Genomic DNA, 20,008 nt, shown 5'->3' on the forward strand with positions numbered 1-20,008 from the left:
GTTGTATTTTCTTGAAATGTATGAAACCATACGTTATAATACAGACTTTGCTTATATTTCTTTACATTAGAGAGGACACGCTCATGTGAGTTTTAATGAGCGTAATCACTCCGTGGAGGGGACACTATGAAAGTTGCAGAGGTCCGCCACATTTTGGATACGATTGGAGACTTGTTCCCTGATGCTCATTGCGAGCTAAATCATAGTAACGCTTTTGAATTAACGATAGCGGTACTGTTATCAGCCCAATGTACGGATGCGACGGTGAACAAAGTGACCGTGGACCTGTTCCAAAAGTACAAAGCCCCCATCGATTATATTTCTGTACCGCTGGAGGAGTTGGAGGGGGATATCCGGCGCATCGGCCTATATCGTAACAAAGCTAAGCATATCCAAAGCCTATGCTCTATACTCATAGAACAGTATGGTGGCGAGGTGCCTGAGGCTCATGACTTGCTTGTAACTTTACCCGGTGTAGGTCGTAAAACTGCAAATGTAGTAGTATCCAATGCTTTTGGAGTTCCTGCCATTGCAGTGGACACGCATGTGGAGAGGGTTGCTAAACGACTTGCATTAGCAGGCTGGAAAGATTCTGTGCTGGAAGTGGAAAAGAAGCTGATGAAGGCTGTGCCACGTGACGAATGGACGATCACTCATCACCGGCTTATCTTTTTCGGACGATATCACTGCAAGGCACAGAACCCAAAATGTCAAGTTTGCCCGCTCCTTGATGTATGTCGAGAGGGCAAAAAACGTATGAAAACAGCTGTTGTCAGGAAAGCTAAAGATCATACGCCAAAAAGTTAGAGTTGAAGAAGAGGATGGGATAGAGATGAAATGCATTTCTGTATACACAGATAATTTTGAAGTGTTCTCGGATATTTTTGATCGCGTAGTGGAAAGCCCACTCGAAGAGAACGAAGAGCAAGAAGTAGAAGGTATCACGATCAGTCATTCCGGTGACGTTCCTGAACACTATTTTGAGCGTATGTCAGTGAAACCTGAGGTTGTTGTAATGAGAGATAAATCTCGTGGTTTGACTATTCTGCAACACGGAAAAGTATTCGAAATTCTGTTGCCTGTTTCGGAAACTGCATAAATTTAGAAGTGATAAAAGGAGTCGGCCCTAGGGTTGGCTCCTTTTTTGCTTCTTACTTTTCTAGCGAAAAAGCAGAAAGATGTTTGAATAACCTCATTTCGTAAGAGATGATAGGTTATTTTGTAAGTAGTGTGTATTTAATTTGTGTCAAACTGGTGATAAACTGTAATTATTATTTATAAAAAAGGTTCTGCGTGACATCACAGAAATTACACCTGTATAAACATTGAATAAGCATAAACGTCTTCGGCGTCGTTATAAGGACGGTAAGCGTTTAAGCGAGAAATATAAGGATAATGTGAAACTTTTACTTTCTTATATTTTAAAAATGAGTCTGATTTCGTATTCTTGAATGGGTTATATTCAAAGCATGATTAGATGGTAACAGTGGAGGTGGAGAGTCAGTGAGAGCGGAACAGGTTAGAATCGAGAAAGAGACATTAAGTGAAACGGCATCGCTGCTTTTCCAGTTGCGTGGATTAATGCATCGCTGGGGTGATGAAGGCTCTGAACGTATATATGAAGATTTACAACATAAAGAGGGTGGGAATGAGCTGACCCTTGCTTTTTGCGGGCATTTTTCGGCAGGAAAATCCAGTATGATCAATCTTCTTTGCGGCAGTTCAGTGCTGCCTTCTGGACCTGTGCCGACTAGTGCGAATATTGTCTCTATTCGCAGTGGAGTTCCACGAGTACTTATTTATCCTAGAGTTGAAGGAAGTAAACATGATCCTGCTCCTATAGAGACAACTCCAGAAAAATTACAAGAATACTGTCGAAATGGTGGTGAATATTCCGCAATTGAAGTGTGGAATGAGATACCACTGCTAGGCAAGGATGGCGTACTATTGGATACACCTGGTGTAGATTCGACGGATGATGGTCATCAGGCGGCCACCCGCTCTGCGCTGCATTTAGCTGATGTCGTATTTTATGTGATGGATTATAACCATGTACAGTCAGAGAATAATTTGGCCTTTGCTAAAAATCTTAGTGACTGGGGTAAACCTTTGTATCTGATTGTTAATCAGATCGACAAGCACAGGGAACAAGAGATTTCCATTGAGGAATATAAACGTCAACTTGAAAATGCTTTTGAACAATGGGGGATTCATTGTGCGGGAATTCTATTCACCTCTCTCAAAAAGAAAGAGCATCCTCTTAATCATTGGGATCATCTACTCAGTCTTATAACCGAGCTGTTGGAACAAAAGGAACAGCTGCTTCAATATAGCTTGTCTCGTTCTATTCATCATACAGCGGATTCTTCTCTAACTGCATTCCGTGAAGATCAGCAGGAGGAAAGAGCAGTTCTCCTTGAAGAACTAGAAGGTACGAATGCAGAGACAGTGACGAATGAACTGAAGTCACTCGAAGAAGAGAAGGAACGACTTGAGGCGTTGCCTCAGCAGTCACGAGCGAGTTTGCGAACTGGCCTAGACACCTTACTTAATAATGCTAATCTAATGCCTGCAGATGTAAGAGAGGCGTCGGGAAGCTATATGGAAAGTGCTAGCCCTACGTTTCGATTAGGGTTATTTTCTACGGCTGCACGGCGGGAGAAGGAACAAAGTAAACGACTGGCAGTCTGGCAAGGACTGTTGACCCGAGAGGTTTCCGCTCAGCTGGAATGGCATTTGATTCAGCTGGTACGTGATTGGGCGGAGAATCTCGGGCTGTGGGAGGAGGAGGCGGAGACGACTCTGAAGCAAGGGTTCCCGGCGGTGAGCCAGGAGTGGCTGGCGGCTGCAGTTAAGCCGGGAACGGGGTATAGCGGCGAGGCGCTGCTCAATTTCTGCCGCACACTTGCGGCTGATATTAAGAGCCAGTTCCGCCGTGCCGCGTTAGCGGTGAGCGATGTGCTGTTAGCGAAGCTGCCGCCGCTCATGGAGGAGCAGCGTGCCGTACTCCAGCGCCGCGAACTGGCTCTTGCGCGGCAGGCGCGCGCCGTTGACGCGCTAGCCGCGCTGGACCGCGCGGCAGCTGCCCGCGCGCACGAGCTCGCGGCGCTGCTGCCGCCGCGCCGGCCCCTCACCCCCGGCATCCTGCCGGAGGTGAGGGTAACCCCGCGAGCGGCTGCGCAGAGCGCCGCACCGCGGGAGGTCCAGCCGCCGCAAAACGTCGCGGCTGGAAGTGCCGCCGCCGCAAATTGGGCGGCGGGAACGGCTTCGCCGGCGGGCGGACGCCGCCGGCTATCGGCAGCCGCTGACGCGCTGGCGGCTGCGGCAGAGCTGCTGCGCCGCGAGCCAGCGATGGCATCGGCGGCGCGGAGTCTGGCCGCACGGGCGGAGGATCTCGCCGGCGGCCGCTTTACCCTCGCGCTGTTCGGTGCATTCAGCGCGGGTAAGTCCTCTTTCGCCAACGCTTTGCTCGGCGAAGAAGTGCTGCCCGTGTCTCCACATCCCGCCACGGCTGCGGTCAACCGCATATTGGCGCCGGAAGGTGACTTCCGCCATGCCAGCGCGGTTGTCACAATGAAGACCATGGCAGATTTCTGGGATGACATCTGCCATTCCTTCAGTGTGCTGCAACTAGGAGAACCACAGCAAAACTCATGGACAACAGTTCTAGCAAGCTTGCCTGCTAGGGGAGTTCATCCCTCTGCGTTGCCACATGCTGGATTTCTAAGGGCAGCAGCGGCTGGCTGGGCAGAAGCTGAGCCCTTGCTGGGAACGGTGCGAACGGTTGATTTAGAAGAATACCGAGGCCTTGTAGCGGAGGAGACCCGAGCCTGTTTTGTGCAGGGGATTGATTTGTATTATGCCTGTCCATTGACCGAAAGCGGAATTGTACTCGTGGATACACCAGGAGCCGACTCATTGCATGCTCGTCATACAGGCGTAACCTTTAATTACATGAAAAACGCAGACGCGATTTGTTTTGTTACCTATTACAACCACGCCTTTTCAAAAGCAGATCGAGGTCTGCTTGCGCAGCTAGGCCGAATTAAAGATAGCTTTGCACTTGATAAAATGTTCTTTATTATCAACGCTTCTGATCTTGCTTCAGGCGAAGATGAATTGGAAGAGGTACGAGAACATGTTGCTCAAAATTTACGTGCAGGCGGCTTACGCTCGCCGAGAATTTATGCACTCTCTAGCTTGCTTGCTCTGGAAGGCAAAACCCAGCATGATTATGCACGCTATGAGGCTTCCCGTTTCCATCATTTTGAGCAAGCCTTATCAAACTTTGCGGGAGATGAACTTCCTCAACTTTCACTTAACGCAGCTGCAGAGAGCATCGCATCTGTTCGCCGCAGGGCGGAAGAGTGGCAGAATCTCGCTTCTATGGCGGCAAACGAGCGTGAAGCAGGATTAAAAGAAATGCAAGAACGTCGTCAGCTAGCTATGAAGAGACTTTCCCTATTGGAGACCGAAGAACGTCCTAGCAGAGATCTTGTTCATGAAGGTGAGGAACTGATCTATCATGTCTGTCAACGAATTAGCTTCTCCTTCACCAGAAATTTTCAGGAATCTTTCCACCCCTCATTATTACGTGAGGACGCAGGAAATTTAAAAGCTATCTTCGCTGCGTGTGGTGCAGAGCTGATGCGTACCACTAAGCGTGAATTGGAGCAAGAGCTATGGGCGACAACGCTGCGACTAGAAAGTACCGGGCGTAGACTTGTTCATGAAGCGGCTGAAGCGGCTGCTACTGAGCTGTTTTTCTCTACTCAAGAGTTTCATCTGATGGAGAATGAAGAAGCAGCATGGCCTTCTCCTAGTGAGCTGGAATGCCAGCTTCAGTCCGTGGAATGGCCAACCTTATGGGGACATTTCAAATCCCCTCGCTATTTCTTTGAAGGCGCTGGCCGGGAGCAAGTCAAAGGTGCGGCTGAGCCTCTTGTGAAAGAAGCTGTTAATGTTGCGGCGGCAGAGCAGAAGAAAAAATTGCTTGCGCATTATGTCGATTGCATAGCCAGAGAATTAAAGGTTGCTGCAGAACGCCTACAAGAAGGGTTAGCGGAGCAAGAGAAAGCGATGTTAGATCTCCTTAAAGGGGGTGAATCCGCAGATCATTGGGGTCAATTAGGTCACCAATTATCTCTCTTGGAACAATCTTTCGTTGATAGATTAGACAAAAATCTTTGAAATTTGTAGGAAATTGTCGAAGAACACTTGCAATCTGGCGTATGATGGATGAAAATAAAGAAGCCTGAAAATATACAATGAAACTGTTTTGTTTTCAGAAATTTATGGAAACGAGATAGTCAATTTGCCGAAAGAGGTTGAAATCGACAATGTGGGGAGCTCCTTTTTCAGCTCAAAGCCGCAAGCTGCTGCTACTGGGCAGCGGGGAACTGGGTAAGGAAGTCATAATCGAAGCTCAACGTCTTGGCGTAGAGACCGTAGCTGTAGACCGTTATAGCGATGCACCAGCGATGGGTGTAGCTCATCGTTCACATGTTATTGATATGCTGGATGCAGAGGCGCTTAAAACGCTTATTCGCTCAGAAAAACCGGATGTTATTGTTCCGGAGATTGAAGCAATCGCTACTCATGCTCTTCAAGAGCTTGAAGAGGAAGGTTTCTTCGTTGTTCCGACCGCACGAGCGGCTCGTCTGACCATGGACAGAGAAGGCATTCGCCGACTTGCTGCTGAAGAACTTGGATTGCCAACAGCGGATTATCGTTTTGCAGATAGTCTGGAAGAACTGCATCAAGCCGTTGCAGAACTAGGCACTCCTTGTGTCATCAAGCCGATTATGAGTTCTTCCGGCAAAGGTCAGAGTGTTTGCAAAAGACCGGAGGATGCGGAAGAATGCTGGAACACTGCTTTGGATGGAGCGAGAGCTAAAGGCACTCGTGTTATCGTAGAGGCATTCGTTACCTTTGAAAGTGAGATTACACTTTTAACGGTGCGGTCCGTGTCTGGCACGATATTTTGTCCACCTATTGGGCATATTCAGAAGGACGGGGATTATGTCGAATCATGGCAGCCTCACTTTATGAAGGCGGAACTTCTGGATGAAGCTCAGTCTATTGCCAAGGCAGTTACCGATCAGCTCGGAGGTTTTGGTATTTTTGGAGTGGAGCTTTTCTTGACGGATCGAGGCGTATTGTTTAGTGAAGTGTCCCCTAGACCTCATGATACGGGGATGGTAACGATGGCAACGCAGGATTTATCTCAATTTGCAGTGCATGTCAGAGCTATTCTTGGTTTTCCAGTCCAGTCAGTACAATTACTGACACCAGGTGCCTCAGCTACGCTGAAGGCTGAAGGAGAAGGACGAGCTTTTGTTGTGACCGGAATTGGTGAAGCTTTGGATCTACCTAGGACTCAGGTTCGGGTGTTTGGTAAACCAGAAGTCCGTCCAGGGCGGCGGATGGCTGTAGCGTTAAGTGCGGCGGAAAATGTGGAAATCGCGCGGACGGTAGCCAAGCAGGCAGCGTCTATGCTAAAAGTGGAGGTAAATGAGGATGAACAGTAGTACCATGGCACCTGTACTGGAAATTCGCAAATGCGGCTTGAATGATCTGGAGAGAGTGACAGCGCTTCTGCGTGAATTCGGCTATCCAACAACGCTTAGCGTGATGAAAGAGAGACTTGAAAGCATGGAGAATAACCATCTCCAATGCACGCTTGTTGCAGAACTAAACAATGAAGTTGTGGGAATGGTCGGTCTTAGACAGGTAATCTCGTATTACAAACAGACAGATTGTATCACTGAGATTACTGCACTTATCGTATCAGAAGAACTCAGAGGAAACGGACTCGGTAAAAGACTTGTGGCCGCAGCTGAAGAATGGGCACGTGAGCAAGGTTGCTGTCAGCTCTTCTTGAGAAGTGGTAACCGCGTAGAACGCGCACCGGCACATGCTTTTTATCGTCATCTAGGTTTCGAAAAGACAGCAGGCTATCGCTTTAACAAAGCGTTGCTATAATACTTATAGGTTCCGATCATCCCCATCCCAGCTACGGCGGGATGGTTTTTTTTGCTCAAAATCTATTTAAATAACTTAACCATAGATGGAATAGTTTGAATCATATAGAATGAATTTTATGACAGCTAAATAAATCGTGTCCAAAGAGGGATGAGAAATGTACAAGTTAATTCTTGCTGAAGATGAAGAAGATGTAAGGGAAGGGGTCATCAGTCAGATTGATTGGGAGCACTATGGCTTCGAAATTGTAGAACAGGCGGAGAATGGACGAGAGGCAGCGGATGCGATAGATCGTTTACTCCCGGATGTAGTTGTGACTGATATTCAAATGCCTTTTATGAACGGGCTGCAGCTGGCGGAATGGATTCGCGAGCGGCATCCTAATACCAAGATCATTATTCTGACAGGGTATGATGAATTTGAATATGCACAGAAGGCGATTAAACTGCAAATCGATGAGTATATTTTGAAACCGTTTTCTTCACAGGAGCTGATTGATGTTCTGCTAAAGGTCAGAGCCACTATAGAGGCTGAAATCGCAGAGAAGGAGAATGTTTTTGTACTCAGTGAGCATTATCGGAAAAGTCTGCCTGTGCTGCGTGAGCAGTTTTTATCTTCACTAGTTTCACGCAAGTTACGAATGAATGAAATAGACGAGAAAAGTTCGGAATACGGAATAGATCTACATGGAAAATGGTTCCAAGCCTCGGTAATTAGTGTGGATTATATTCGTCCAGAGCGGGAAACGGTTAGCCTTACCGCAGGTAAGCAAATTTCTTTGCGAGATACGGGAGAGAGAAATTTACAGCTCTTCGCTGTGCTGAATATTGCAGAAGAATTATGTAATAAGCATAATTTTGGCAGGGTGTTTATCCATCGTGATGAGGTAGTGCTTCTTTCCATTTGTGATGCAGGAGAAGAAACTGAAATTACGGGGAAGACTTTTGAAATTCTAGAAGAAATCCGCCACAATGTGCAGCGGTTTCTTAAGCTAACGGTAACCGCTGGTTCTGGAACGGTTTGTCACTCGCCTGCTATGCTATTTAACTCCTTTGGAGATGCCATGCAAGCGTTAGATTATCGTCTCATTCTTGGCAATAACAGAGTCATTTGGATCGAGGATGTGGAGTCACGTTCGAATACACTCTTGGCCTATGATGAATTGACCCAGCAGTCCTTAATCCGAACGATTAAGATGGGAACCGTACAGGAGCTTAAGGAGGTCGTGGAGGAGTTATTTGGCGGATTGAATGCTGAGCAGGTATCTACTCAGGATTATCAGATTTTTTTGCTGGAGATTATTACATCCATCCTGCGTGTAGCCAAAGAGTCCGGTAGTGATGCTGCTAAGTTCGTTGGATCTGGCATTTCCTCATTAACTGAGATGAATAAATTCAATAGTATGAGTGAAGCCAAGCAATGGATTATTACGATCTGCAGCCGGCTAATGGACTCTATTGCCTTAGAACGCCAATCTAGCTATAAGCTGCTCATTGATGAAGCTAAAGATTACATCCGTAGCCATTATGAGGAATCGGATATTTCTATCGGAAAGGTCTGTCAGCATTTACATATCAGTACGGGTTATTTTAGCAGTATTTTTAAGAAGGAAATGAAGATGACTTTCGTTAGTTATCTCTTGCAAATCCGATTAGAGGCAGCGAAGGAACTTTTACGCTCCACGGAACTGAAGGCTTTTGAAATCGCCGAGAAAATTGGCTTTGCTGATCCTAACTATTTCAGCTTTTGCTTCCGTAAAAAATATGGTCAGTCTCCCAAAGAGTATAAAAATAGCTCCAGAGGAGGGTAGTTATGCGGCAAGAAAAGCCATATTCTTTTCGACTGCGGCCGCAGCATCCAACAGGGGGGAAACGCCGGTTGTCCTCTAAGCTGCGTAGTATTCAAGTAACGATTACGCTCACTTTTACATCCGTTGCCGTTCTTGTAGCCGTCGTTGTCAGCCTTATGCTGTATAACAAGTTTGCGAAGACAGCAGAAGAGAATGCCAATATGAATATGCAGCAGATTATTGAGCAAGTGAACTACAATTTGGAGCTTTATGTAAAAGGAATGCGAAATATTTTTGAAACTGCAGAAGATCAAATTACGAATAGTCCCTCCGTGGACTCTGCTTTACTGATGGAAAGAATGGCCATGTTAATGGGAAGTAGAGAGGATCTGGTTTCTGCTGCGGTTTTTACACCACAGGGGAAATACGTCGTGGGTACAGCAGGACAGAAGTTGCGCAGCAACACACAATTAGAAACCCAGAGCTGGTTTACAACGGCCAAAAGAACATCTGAGATCTCCTATTCAGCGCCCCATATTCAGAACTTGTTTAAAGGTCAATATATTTGGGTTGTGTCGATCAGTAAACTCATTCAATATCAGGAAAATGGAGTCCTAAAAACGGGTATCCTCCTGATGGATTTTAACTTTCGCACCATAGATGAGCTGAGTAAGCAGGTTAAGCTTGGTAAAAGAGGATACGCTTACATCCTCGATCAGTTAGGCAACATCGTGTATCATCCGCAGCAGCAGCTTATTTATGCTGGTTTAAAGTATGAGAATGTGGAGCCGGTATTGGAATATGCTTATCGTAGCTATTTGGATGAGTCTACAGGTGAAAAACGATTTATTACAGTACGTACGTTAGAACAAACCGGGTGGAAAATAGTAGGTGTTGCTTATTATGACGAGATCGTGACCACCAAGCGTGATCTGAACAACTTTTTATCCTGGTTCTTAGCGGTAGTTATTTTATGTGTAATTATCGTATCTGTCGTTTTGTCTGCGCGAATTGCCCGCCCGATCCGTAAGCTGGAACGGACACTTCAGCAGGTAGGAGAAGGGGATCTTAATACTCGAATCGATGTGAGTGGCGCCTATGAGGTAGAACAGTTGTCTAAACGCTTTAACCTCATGCTACAGCGTATCCGTCAATTGATGGATCAAATTATTTATGAACAAGAGACGAAACGTAAGGGTGAGCTTGAAGTTCTGCAATCCCAGATTAATCCACACTTTTTGTACAATACTTTGAACTCTGTGATCCGGCTTGCTGAGCGTGGTAAGACGGAGGAGGTCGTTACAATGATTCAATCTTTATCTAAGTTTTTCCGAATTAGTCTAAGCAAAGGGAATAATATGATTACCGTGCAGGAAGAGCTTGATCATATTCGTCATTATCTCGTCATTCAGAGCTTTCGTTTTAAAAATAAATTCCGCTACGAGATCATTGCACAAGATGAAGTACTGCAGTGTCAGACGATTAAGCTGATTTTGCAGCCGATTGTAGAGAATGCCTTGTATCACGGAATAGAAATGATGCCTGATGAAGGCTTTATCTCTATCCAAGCAGAACTGAAGGACAATCTTGTCATTATAAGGATTAGTGATAATGGATTAGGAATGTCCAAGGAGACTATGAAGGTTATTTTGACAGGCGGCAGTAAGAGTATGAGTGGTTCCGGGGTAGGCGTAAGAAATGTGAACGAGCGTATTGAGTTGTACTATGGCCGTGAATATGGACTTTCTTTTGAAAGTGAAATTGAAGAAGGCACTACGGTTACCCTTATCTTCCCGGCACTAGCAAAAGGCGAAGGCAATGAAGGGCTTAAGGAGGATGAGACATCGTCATGAAAACCTTTCGTTTTTGGCTAACCTTGTTAATGTGTGCGGTGTTATGGACTACAGTTACCTCTTGTTTTAATTCAGCGCCCAATTACATCAACACAAATAAGACCCGTAATATCCATCTTATTGTGAAAATGAACAGGGGCGATTACTGGAATACGGTTAAATTGGGAGCAGAAGCTGCAGCGCAGGAATTCAACGTCAAACTAACCTTCAAAGCTCCGGACTCCGAGAGTGACATCACAGAACAGGTGAAAATGGTGCAGGACTCCATAAAAGAAAAAGCAGACGTGATTATTTTAGCTGCAAGTAGTTACATGGGGCTTGCTCAGGTTGTAGATCAGGCGGCTTATTCCAAAATCCCTGTCATATCCGTAGATGCGGAAGTAGGTTCAGCAAGAGTAAGGACATATATTGGCTCGAACGGCTATGAAGCGGGTCAAAAATCTGCAGAAAGATTGATCAAGCTGTTAAAAGGATACGGCGAGGTTGGCATTATTAACTTCACCAATTCAACGCAGAGTGAGAAGCTGGAGTCTTCTAACGGCATTGAGTATGGTGCAAGAGATGCGGAGGAGCGGGAGAAGGGATTTTTAAATTACACTGCACGTTATCCGAATATACAAGTGGTTGAGATTTCATACACGACCTCCAGTATTAAGGATGCAGAAGATCTTACACAACTGATGCTGCTGAAGCATCCGAATCTTCGGGGAATCGCGAGCCTGAATGAGACTGCTTCACAGGGGGCGGCAATGGCTATCCAAAGTCGGGGGCTGCAAAATATAAAAATGGTAGCCTTTGATAGCTCTCCTTCCATGATGGAATTACTGCAGGACGGTACTGTTCAAGCAACAGTGATCCAAAATCCTTTTAGCAACGGGTATTTGGCTGTAAAACATGCCGTTGAAGTGATCGAAGGAATCGATGTACCAGAACGCGTCGATACAGGAACAAAGTTAATTGATTTGGACAATATGCTGTGGCCAGAGAATCAAAAGCTGTTATTTCCGTTTGTTAGATAGAAGCTGATTTAAAATAGGCGCCGAAGGCGTTTATGCTTATACGTTTCGTGTAACGGATACCATCCTTGAATGGGGCGGTATTCGTTTTTTATTTTAGAATATAAGAAAGTATAAATTTTTAATGAAAATCATCCTTATATTTCTTCTTGGGTTCATTAGAATTTTTATAGTAATGAGTAGGATTTTATATTCGCAAGCGTTTTCAGGTGAGGCATAATATGGATGTACCCGAGACGATCAGGGGCAAACAAAAAAAGAAGTATAAATAGGAGGTCAATGAATAATGAAAAAAATCACTTCCGTTCTATTAGCTAGTGCTTTGCTGGGTGCTGCTCTGACAGGCTGTGGTGGCAACAACAAAACTACAGATAGTGCTACAGACAAGGCAACTAACGCTCCAAAGACTGAGAACTCGGGCACTACAACAGAAACGCCTAAAGTTGGGGTCGCCATTTACAAATTTGACGATACTTTTATGACAGGTGTTCGTAACGCTATCGATAGTGCTGCTAAAGGCATCGCTACAGTAGATATCGTAGATAGCCAAAATTCACAACCCACACAAAATGACAAGGTTGACTTATTCATCACTAAAAAATATAACGGGATGCTGATTAACCCAGTTGACCGTACAGCTGCTGGTGTCATTATCGAAAAAGCAAAAACAGCAAACATTCCAGTGGTATTCCTTAACCGCGAACCGCTTCCTGAAGATATGAAGAAATGGGATAAAGTTTATTATGTAGGTGCGAAAGCAGAAGAGTCCGGTACAATGTCCGGCCAACTGATTGTTGACTACTGGAAAGCACATCCTGAAGCGGACAAGAACGGCGACGGAGTTCTCCAATATGTAATGCTGAAAGGTGAACCAGGACACCAAGATGCTGAGCTTCGTACTACTTACTCTATTCAAGCTATCGAAGATGCAGGAATCAAGGTAGAGAAACTGGCTGAAGATACAGCAATGTGGGATCGCGTAAAAGGACAAGAAAAAATGGCGGCATTCCTTGGCTCCCACGGCGACAAAATTGAAGCGGTTCTTGCTAACAACGATGATATGGCCCTCGGTGCAATCGAAGCTCTGAAAGCTTCAGGCTACTTTACGGGTGACAAATTCATGCCGGTAGTAGGTGTGGATGCAACTGCTCCTGCGATTCAAGCGCTGGAAGATGGAACAATGCTCGGTACGGTGCTGAATGATGCGAATAACCAAGGTAAGGCTGCCATCACAGTTGCTGCTCTGCTTGCTAAAGGCGAAACGCCTTCGAAAGATAATGTAGGCTTTGATATCACTGACAACCAATATGTATGGATTTCCTACAAAAAGATTACGAAAGACAACATAGCTGACGCTAAGTAATTAACCTCGGCTACAGAGTTACTCATGATCATATGACAGCACGGGGAGCGGATAACCGCTCCTCGGTATTTCTTTTAGGCAGGGAACAGGATGGAACCGCTGTGCCTCTCATAAAAAAGAAAAAAAGCGTAGGGGGCGTAACAACATGGAAAAAGCTGAGTTTTTGCTGGAAATGAACAACATTACTAAAGAATTCCCCGGCGTTAAAGCGCTGGACGATGTTAGTTTAAAAGTAAGACCGGGTTCGGTGCATGCACTTATGGGTGAGAATGGTGCAGGTAAGTCCACACTTATGAAATGTCTTTTTGGTATTTATTCACCGGATGCCGGTGAGATCTTTTTGGATGGTGAGAAGGCTTCTATCAGCAGTTCAAATGATGCGTTAAAAAGTGGTATTTCGATGATTCACCAGGAGTTGCATCCCGTGCCGTTCCGAAGTGTTATGGAGAATATCTGGCTAGGACGTTTTCCAACTAAGGGAATCGGACCGATTCAGTTTATTGACCATAAGAAAATGTTCACTGACACGGAAAATTTGTTTAAAGATCTGGATATCGACCTGAATCCCGAAACATTAGTGGGTAAGCTTTCCGTATCCAAAATCCAATCCATTGAAATTGCGAAGGCTGTCTCTTTTCACTCCCGAGTTATTGTAATGGATGAACCCACTTCTTCCTTAACCAGTGTGGAGGTGGAACATTTATTCCGGATCATACGGGATCTCAGAAGTAGAGGAGTAGCTATTATCTATATATCTCACAAAATGGAAGAGATTCTCGCAATCTCTGACGAAGTTACTATTATGCGTGACGGTAAAAAAATCGGAACCTGGCCAGCGGCGGAATTAACTACAGATATTATCATTTCAAAAATGGTGGGCCGCGATTTGACCAGCCGTTTCCCTGAACGCTTCAACGTACCTGGTGAAGTATACATGAAAGTGGAAGGCTTAACCTCTCCGGAGGAAAGATCTTTTAAAGATGTGTCTTTCGAATTAAGACGTGGAGAGGTCCTTGGTGTTGGGGGTCTGGTAGGTGCCCAGAGAACTGAAGTAATTGAGGCGTTGTTCGGTTTGCGAGCCTTGAAATCCGGAACGATCTCTATTAAAGGCAAGGTTGTTACTATCAATTCTCCGAAAGATGCTAAGAAACACGGAATGGCTTTGCTTACCGAAGAGCGTCGTGTAACCGGTATCTTCCCAGTTTTATCTGTCCATGAGAATGGTGCGATTGCTAATCTCCATCGTTACCAAAAACCGTACCTCCTGCTGAATAGCAAGAAGAAAAAAGTTGAAGTAGATAAAATGATTGAAAAATTACGAACTAAAACACCTACAACCAAAACGCTAATCATGAATCTTTCTGGTGGTAATCAGCAAAAGGTGCTACTCGCCAGATGGCTGCTTACTGAGCCCGAAATCCTGCTTCTGGACGAGCCGACCCGTGGTATCGACGTAGGGGCTAAATTCGAGATTTACTCCATAATTGCCGACTTGGCCCAGCAAGGGAAGAGTATCATTATGATCTCCTCTGAAATGCCGGAGCTGCTCGGAATGTCTGATCGTGTAATGGTCATGTCGGAAGGACGGCTTACAGGAATATTAGAAGGCGAGCAAGCTACGGAAACCGAAGTTATGCGTCTCGCTGCACAGCATTAAGGAGTACGGATAGGAGAATATGTTTGCGTAATTTTAAGGGGGATCACTACTAATGAACGTTAAAAAAGCTCAATCCTTTGTGACTCAAAACGCAATTTACATTGTGCTGGTACTGCTGATTATGGGGATCATCATATATGATCCAAACTTTATGTCCATCAACACCCTACGTGACGTACTGATTCAGTCGTCTACACGCGTTATCATCGCGCTTGGGGTTGCCTTTATCCTTATTACGGCAGGTACTGACTTGTCAGCTGGACGGGTGGTTGGTTTTACGGCGGTTATCTCCGCTTCCATGCTGCAAATCCCAGACTATTCCCGTCGTTTTTTTCCAGATCTTCCGCAAGTGGAAGTATGGCTTCCAATCCTTATTGCTATCGTTGCTGGTCTTCTCTGTGGACTTATAAATGGTATTGTCGTTTCCAAGCTTCATGTTCCGCCATTTATCGCTACCTTGGGTACAATGCTAATCGTGTACGGGCTGAACTCCCTGTACTTTGATATGGACCCGAACCAATCCCAGCCAATCGGCGGTCTGCGTCCTGATTTCACCAAGATCGGCTCGGGCTTCATCGGGAGCGGCCAATATTCAATCCCGTATATCGTGCTGATAGCCTTGGGTGTCGCTGCCATTGTGTGGGTGGTATTCAATAAAACCAAGCTGGGTAAGAATATGTATGCTATTGGCGGAAATATGCAGGCAGCTAAAGTATCCGGTATCGATGTTTCCAAGAACCTGATTTACATCTATGCCATTGCTGGTGCGCTTTATGGTCTGGCAGGTGTTCTGGAAGCTGCTAGAACAGGTGGAGCAACTAATAACTACGGTAACATGTATGAGCTTGATGCCATTGCAGCTTGTGTAGTTGGTGGTGTATCTACAACCGGGGGTATCGGTACTGTGCCGGGTGTTCTAGTGGGGGTTATCATCTTTACTCTCATTAACTACGGTCTGACCTTTATCGGTATTAGCCCGTACTATCAGTTGATTATCAAAGGTTTGATTATTATAGCCGCTGTCGCATTTGATATGCGGAAGTACTCTTCGAAGAAGTAGCAGCGTGGTCGCGTGGTGATTAAGGGCTAACTCCGGGGAATATTGAGCTTCTGATCACTGTTGTTCTCAGATTCCTTGATTGATACCGCGTTAGCTCCGTTACCTATATCACCTCGCTGGGTAGGGCAGAAAAAGCGTTTGCTAGTTATCGCAAACGCTTTTTGGCATGCCTTTTTCGAAGGCTTCACTTCGAAAAAGTAGCAGGTAAAAACAAACAACTAACACTGTCACAAATAAAACTGCCACAACCAAAATCGTTATAACAAAAACTGCCGCAACAACACTGCTACAACAACACTTCTGCAACTAACAACGTCACAACCAACATCACTATATCCAATACCGCTACAACAATATCGTGCGAACACCTTCGCCTACTACCAACAGGAATCCTATAGCGACTTAGCCACGTCTAAGACCAACTTATATTACATGCAGACACTTCACTTGTTTTTGTTTGAAATGTGGCAAATGAACGGTAATAATCCCGTAGAATCGACGAAAACGAGCTACAAGTGGTACAAGAACGGTAATAATCCCGTAGAATCGGCGGAGTTGAGTTATTTGAAGCGGAAGCGTGAAGAAACAAGGGCGTAAATACCCCAGAAATAACGGAAAAGAGCCAAATTGGAAGAAAAAAGGGCATAAATACCCCAGAAATAGCGGAAAAGAGCCAAAGTGGAAGAATTAGGGGCATAAATACCCTAGAAATAGCGAAACGAGCTACTGTGGAAGAACAGGAGGTGTAACTGCCTTGAATCGATAGAAACGAGCTACATAGTGAGATAGTATTGACGAAACACGCTGATAGCAGCGGAGAGAACAGAATGATTGCGTACAAGCGGTAGCGTTCGCCTATGTCTCCGAATTTCATCCGAAACTGAGGTACAAATCAAGGGATTTGGAGACAGCAGCGATGGGAGTAACATTCCGTTCGTGGAGCGACCGCTTAGCATATACCGCATCATCACATCAATCGCACTTCCGTGCTCACTCAACACATCTCGCACAAAATCAAACCCACCCACATACTTACTCTGCACATCCTACGTTACTCCTAGCTCCAGGCGTGCTCCATCCCAGTCCCTCCGCCCGTTAGTGTCCGCTCACGCAAGCCCCGCCTCATCACTTGCACAGCTTTCAGTCTCGCCGTCACGTTCTCCCTCACGCAACACCTATTACACACCCTAACCCTTCTCCCACACCTCAAAGATCAAAATCACATAAACCAACATTCTCCCATATTCTATAGGCAAATGCCTTTGTTAAAGGGGAGCGACTCGATGTTAAGGATTAGATTGAATGAGCTGGGGAAAGGGAATGACAATGGTCCATTGCAAGCGGATGTATGGAGATGGGACGGCATTGGCTGGAACGAATATATTACGCAGCAAGAAGAAGATTTCATACGCACAGAAGAGGAGCTGTTCGTTACGATCCCGGCAGAGGCGGGATTATATCGTGTAGACTACTCTAATAAGCCTTATGAGACGCCGTATGTATTACCGGAGTGGGTTGATGACGAATTAAGGAATACTGGGCTACATCCGGCGCCTTTTAATCTTAAAGAGGGTATGCTCTGGGGATATATTAACGACGAAGGTCGTGCTCAGATTGAACCTAGATACGAATATGCTGAGGATTTTCAGAAGAACGGGCTAGCAATTGTACAACGAAAAAACAGTAGCGGACTGATCGACAGCTCTGGAAGGGAGCGGGTGAAGCCCATTTACTCGTTTATTGCCCCTTTTTCGGAAGGACGCGCAGTAGTATCAGATGCGAAAGGGTACACATTTATCGATGAAAAAGGTAAAGAGGTGACTCCAGCCCGTTATGATTATCTAAACTCATTGCATGAGGGACTTGCGTTATTTTCGAAACAAAATACAACGGGTGGTCCATCACTATATGGGTATGTAGATGCGCAAGGCAAAGAGGTTTTGCCTGCAATTTATGTGGACGCCAATGATTTCATGAATGGTGTGGCTTTGGTCAAGATTAAAGAGGGGGAGTACGCACTCATTGATCCTGAAGGAAAGATTCTCTATACGTACAATCATCCATTCGTAGGGAGTCCGGGTGATGGGCTGCTCTCCTATCAAGAGACTGAGAACGGTAAGTACGGCTATTTAAACACGGATGGAACAGTAGCTATTCAGCCACAATTCACTTCTGCCTTACCTTTCTCGGAGGGGCGTGCAGTAGTGAATACCGCTGAGAACTATGGCAACGCCTACGGGCTGATTGATAAACAAGGAAAAATGATTATCCCCGCGAAATATTATGAAGTCCTGCAGCTTGGTGAAGGCAGAGCAGCTATAGGAACACCAATATTCCCTAGTCAACCTTATCGAGGCTCACGGTACATTATCGCTGATGCAGAGACAGGAGCAATTCTGAGCAATCATACCCTGCTTGGTGTGAATAATCATCAGGACGGACTGGCATCTGTATATGATGCTAAGGAGACTTTTTTTATAGATCGAACTGGAAAAAGAGCAGCTCAGCCTCCAGTTATTCAAGGGACGGGAACACTTACCCTCAGTGGACGCTTAATTAGAGCAGATATAGATCAACGTACAGCATATTATGATCGTCAAGGGAAGCAGATTTGGAGGCAAAATGGAGTCATCCCACTGAGACCTCCATATTCCGTAGTCGAGAAGAAGTACAAACCGAACAGGGATTATCTGGTTTACTATCCGGTTGTTGAAGGAATTGCAAGCGCGGAAGTTTCTAGAGAGGTTAATGATAAATTACGGAAGCTTTCGCTAGTCGAAGACCCAGGTAGTAATGGAGCAATACAGGATTTCAGTTATAATGGTGATTTTTCAGTGTCCTTTTTCCGCAAAAACCTTCTAGTGCTGGAGTTAACGGGTTACCGTTATCCTTTTGGAGCAGCCCACGGCATGCCTACCAAAATCTATACACATACTAATGTACGTAACGGAAGGTTCTATAAGCTAGGTGATTTGTTCAAGCCAGGAAGTAGATACGTGGAGAAGCTCAGTAAAATCGTAGGTAAGCAGATTGAAAACGATCCTGAGTACTCCTATGTTTTTCCGGATACGTATAAAGGAATTACCTCAGATCAGCCTTTCTTTGTAGATAATGAAGCGTTATATCTTTATTTCGCACCTTATGAGATTGCTCCTTATTCTGCGGGTTTTCCTACTTTCCGTATTCCTTATGCAGAAATTATGGGACTTATCTCTACTGAGGGAGAATTTTGGCAATCGTTTCACTAGTTACTTATTATCTATTAGCACACAGAAGTTGCTATTCTCTCGAGAATGGCGACTTTTTTTGCTTTTTAACGCCAATATCGAATGCAATTCATGCTCAGGAAACTTACAATCAAGACTAGTAAATGTTAAAAATTAGAAGAGCACAGCTGATAGATTTATGCTACAATGACTGAGGAACAAATTACAACTTTGTAACATTTGTAGCTGGTCACTCTAAGCAGAAACATATATTACACACAAGAAAGAGGAGATGGCAGAATGAAGAACAAGAGATTAAGAGCAATTATTGGTGGTAGTGTAGCAGCTGTTATGGCACTTAGTATTTCTCTTCCACTCGAAGCGAATGCGGCCTCAACTGAGGTAACAGTAATTAAATCAGGAACTAGCTATGAGCAGGTTTTACAATATTTAAAACAAGCTAACCTACAGGGACTCCCTATTTTTAATAGCACAATCGTGGTAACCAAGCCTCAAACAGGAACGGTTCCAAATAAAGATACATCTACTGGAACTCCGGTTACTAAGCCTTCGGATACAACTACTGTAACTAAGCCTGTAACTAAGCCTTCGGATACGACTACTGTAACTAAACCTGTAACTAAACCTACAGAAACTACACCTACTACAGGTGCTGCGAGCAATAAAGGAACTTATGTTCAACAGATCGTAACGCTGGTAAATAAAGAGCGTGCAGCAGCTGGTTTGAAGCCTGTTTCTGGGTTGGACAGCCTTCATAAAGTAGCAGCTACAAAGGCTACGGATATGCGTACTAATAACTACTTTTCACACACTTCACCTACGTATGGTTCACCATTCGATATGATGAAATCCTTTGGTATCACTTATAACGCTGCAGGCGAGAACATCGCAATGGGCCAAAAAACACCAGAAGAAGTAATGAAAGCATGGATGAATAGTCCTGGTCACAAGGCTAATATTTTGAATGCTAACTTCAATTATATCGGTGTAGGGTATGACAATAACTATTGGGTTCAAGAATTTATTGGTAAATAATTGAAAAAAAAGTTGCTGGAATCA

General features: G+C 44.9%; 15 protein-coding genes. 14 read left to right on the top strand and 1 reads right to left on the bottom strand.

Annotated elements, in window-relative coordinates; translation table 11 throughout:
• The first annotated feature begins 126 nt into the window (after nt 1-126).
• The 12 genes from nth to NSQ29_RS06025 all read left to right on the top strand — a co-directional run bounded on the left by nth (nt 127) and on the right by NSQ29_RS06025 (nt 16,319).
• Nucleotides 127-807 (top strand): endonuclease III, encoded by a 681-nt coding sequence (gene nth, locus NSQ29_RS05970; protein WP_042190074.1) that lies wholly within the window; start codon nt 127-129, stop codon nt 805-807.
• 25 nt (nt 808-832) lie between these two features.
• The gene (locus NSQ29_RS05975) at nt 833-1,099 is read left to right on the top strand and encodes a hypothetical protein (RefSeq protein WP_042129455.1); all 267 of its coding nucleotides are present in this window, start codon (nt 833-835) and stop codon (nt 1,097-1,099) included.
• 404 nt (nt 1,100-1,503) lie between these two features.
• Nucleotides 1,504-5,190 (top strand): dynamin family protein, encoded by a 3,687-nt coding sequence (locus NSQ29_RS05980; protein ID WP_341124552.1) that lies wholly within the window; start codon nt 1,504-1,506, stop codon nt 5,188-5,190.
• A 149-nt stretch (nt 5,191-5,339) separates the two neighbouring features.
• Nucleotides 5,340-6,530: a formate-dependent phosphoribosylglycinamide formyltransferase gene (gene purT / locus NSQ29_RS05985; protein WP_042190070.1), complete on the top strand. Its 1,191-nt coding sequence runs from the start codon at nt 5,340-5,342 to the stop codon at nt 6,528-6,530.
• Complete coding sequence (locus NSQ29_RS05990; RefSeq protein ID WP_231573317.1) at nt 6,520-6,984, top strand: GNAT family N-acetyltransferase; 465 nt, start codon at nt 6,520-6,522, stop codon at nt 6,982-6,984. Before purT ends, NSQ29_RS05990 begins: the two co-directional genes overlap by 11 nt.
• A gap of 157 nt (nt 6,985-7,141) precedes the next feature.
• Nucleotides 7,142-8,794 (top strand): response regulator, encoded by a 1,653-nt coding sequence (locus NSQ29_RS05995; protein WP_339266128.1) that lies wholly within the window; start codon nt 7,142-7,144, stop codon nt 8,792-8,794.
• A 2-nt stretch (nt 8,795-8,796) separates the two neighbouring features.
• Nucleotides 8,797-10,626, top strand: coding sequence for a sensor histidine kinase (locus NSQ29_RS06000; protein ID WP_149646849.1), 1,830 nt, complete (start codon nt 8,797-8,799; stop codon nt 10,624-10,626).
• Nucleotides 10,623-11,645: a substrate-binding domain-containing protein gene (locus NSQ29_RS06005; protein WP_076284597.1), complete on the top strand. Its 1,023-nt coding sequence runs from the start codon at nt 10,623-10,625 to the stop codon at nt 11,643-11,645. Before NSQ29_RS06000 ends, NSQ29_RS06005 begins: the two co-directional genes overlap by 4 nt.
• A 283-nt stretch (nt 11,646-11,928) precedes the next feature.
• A complete protein-coding gene (locus NSQ29_RS06010) occupies nt 11,929-13,005 on the top strand; it encodes a galactose ABC transporter substrate-binding protein (RefSeq protein WP_143764073.1) in 1,077 nt (358 codons plus the stop codon).
• A gap of 145 nt (nt 13,006-13,150) precedes the next feature.
• A complete protein-coding gene (locus NSQ29_RS06015; protein ID WP_076284598.1) occupies nt 13,151-14,662 on the top strand; it encodes a sugar ABC transporter ATP-binding protein in 1,512 nt (503 codons plus the stop codon).
• A 52-nt stretch (nt 14,663-14,714) separates the two neighbouring features.
• The gene (gene mglC, locus NSQ29_RS06020; protein ID WP_339266122.1) at nt 14,715-15,722 is read left to right on the top strand and encodes a galactose/methyl galactoside ABC transporter permease MglC; all 1,008 of its coding nucleotides are present in this window, start codon (nt 14,715-14,717) and stop codon (nt 15,720-15,722) included.
• 432 nt (nt 15,723-16,154) lie between these two features.
• Nucleotides 16,155-16,319, top strand: coding sequence for a hypothetical protein (locus NSQ29_RS06025; protein ID WP_341124553.1), 165 nt, complete (start codon nt 16,155-16,157; stop codon nt 16,317-16,319).
• A gap of 176 nt (nt 16,320-16,495) precedes the next feature.
• Here the strand turns inward: NSQ29_RS06025 and NSQ29_RS06030 are convergent, their stop codons facing one another.
• Nucleotides 16,496-16,765 carry a hypothetical protein gene (locus tag NSQ29_RS06030; protein ID WP_341124554.1) on the bottom strand — a complete coding sequence of 90 codons (270 nt, stop codon included), beginning with the start codon at nt 16,763-16,765 and terminating at the stop codon, nt 16,496-16,498.
• 240 nt (nt 16,766-17,005) lie between these two features.
• On the opposite strand from NSQ29_RS06030, the gene NSQ29_RS06035 reads away from it, so the two are divergent.
• Together NSQ29_RS06035 and NSQ29_RS06040 are read left to right on the top strand one after the other, a co-directional pair.
• Nucleotides 17,006-18,970, top strand: a complete 1,965-nt coding sequence (locus NSQ29_RS06035) for a WG repeat-containing protein (RefSeq protein ID WP_341124556.1) — start codon at nt 17,006-17,008, stop codon at nt 18,968-18,970.
• A gap of 258 nt (nt 18,971-19,228) precedes the next feature.
• On the top strand, nt 19,229-19,984 hold the full coding sequence (locus tag NSQ29_RS06040; RefSeq protein WP_076284601.1) for a CAP domain-containing protein: 756 nt from the start codon (nt 19,229-19,231) through the stop codon (nt 19,982-19,984).
• The last annotated feature ends 24 nt before the right edge of the window (nt 19,985-20,008 follow it).

Source organism: Paenibacillus sp. FSL F4-0236 (genome assembly GCF_038000135.1).
GTDB lineage: Bacteria > Bacillota > Bacilli > Paenibacillales > Paenibacillaceae > Paenibacillus_AQ.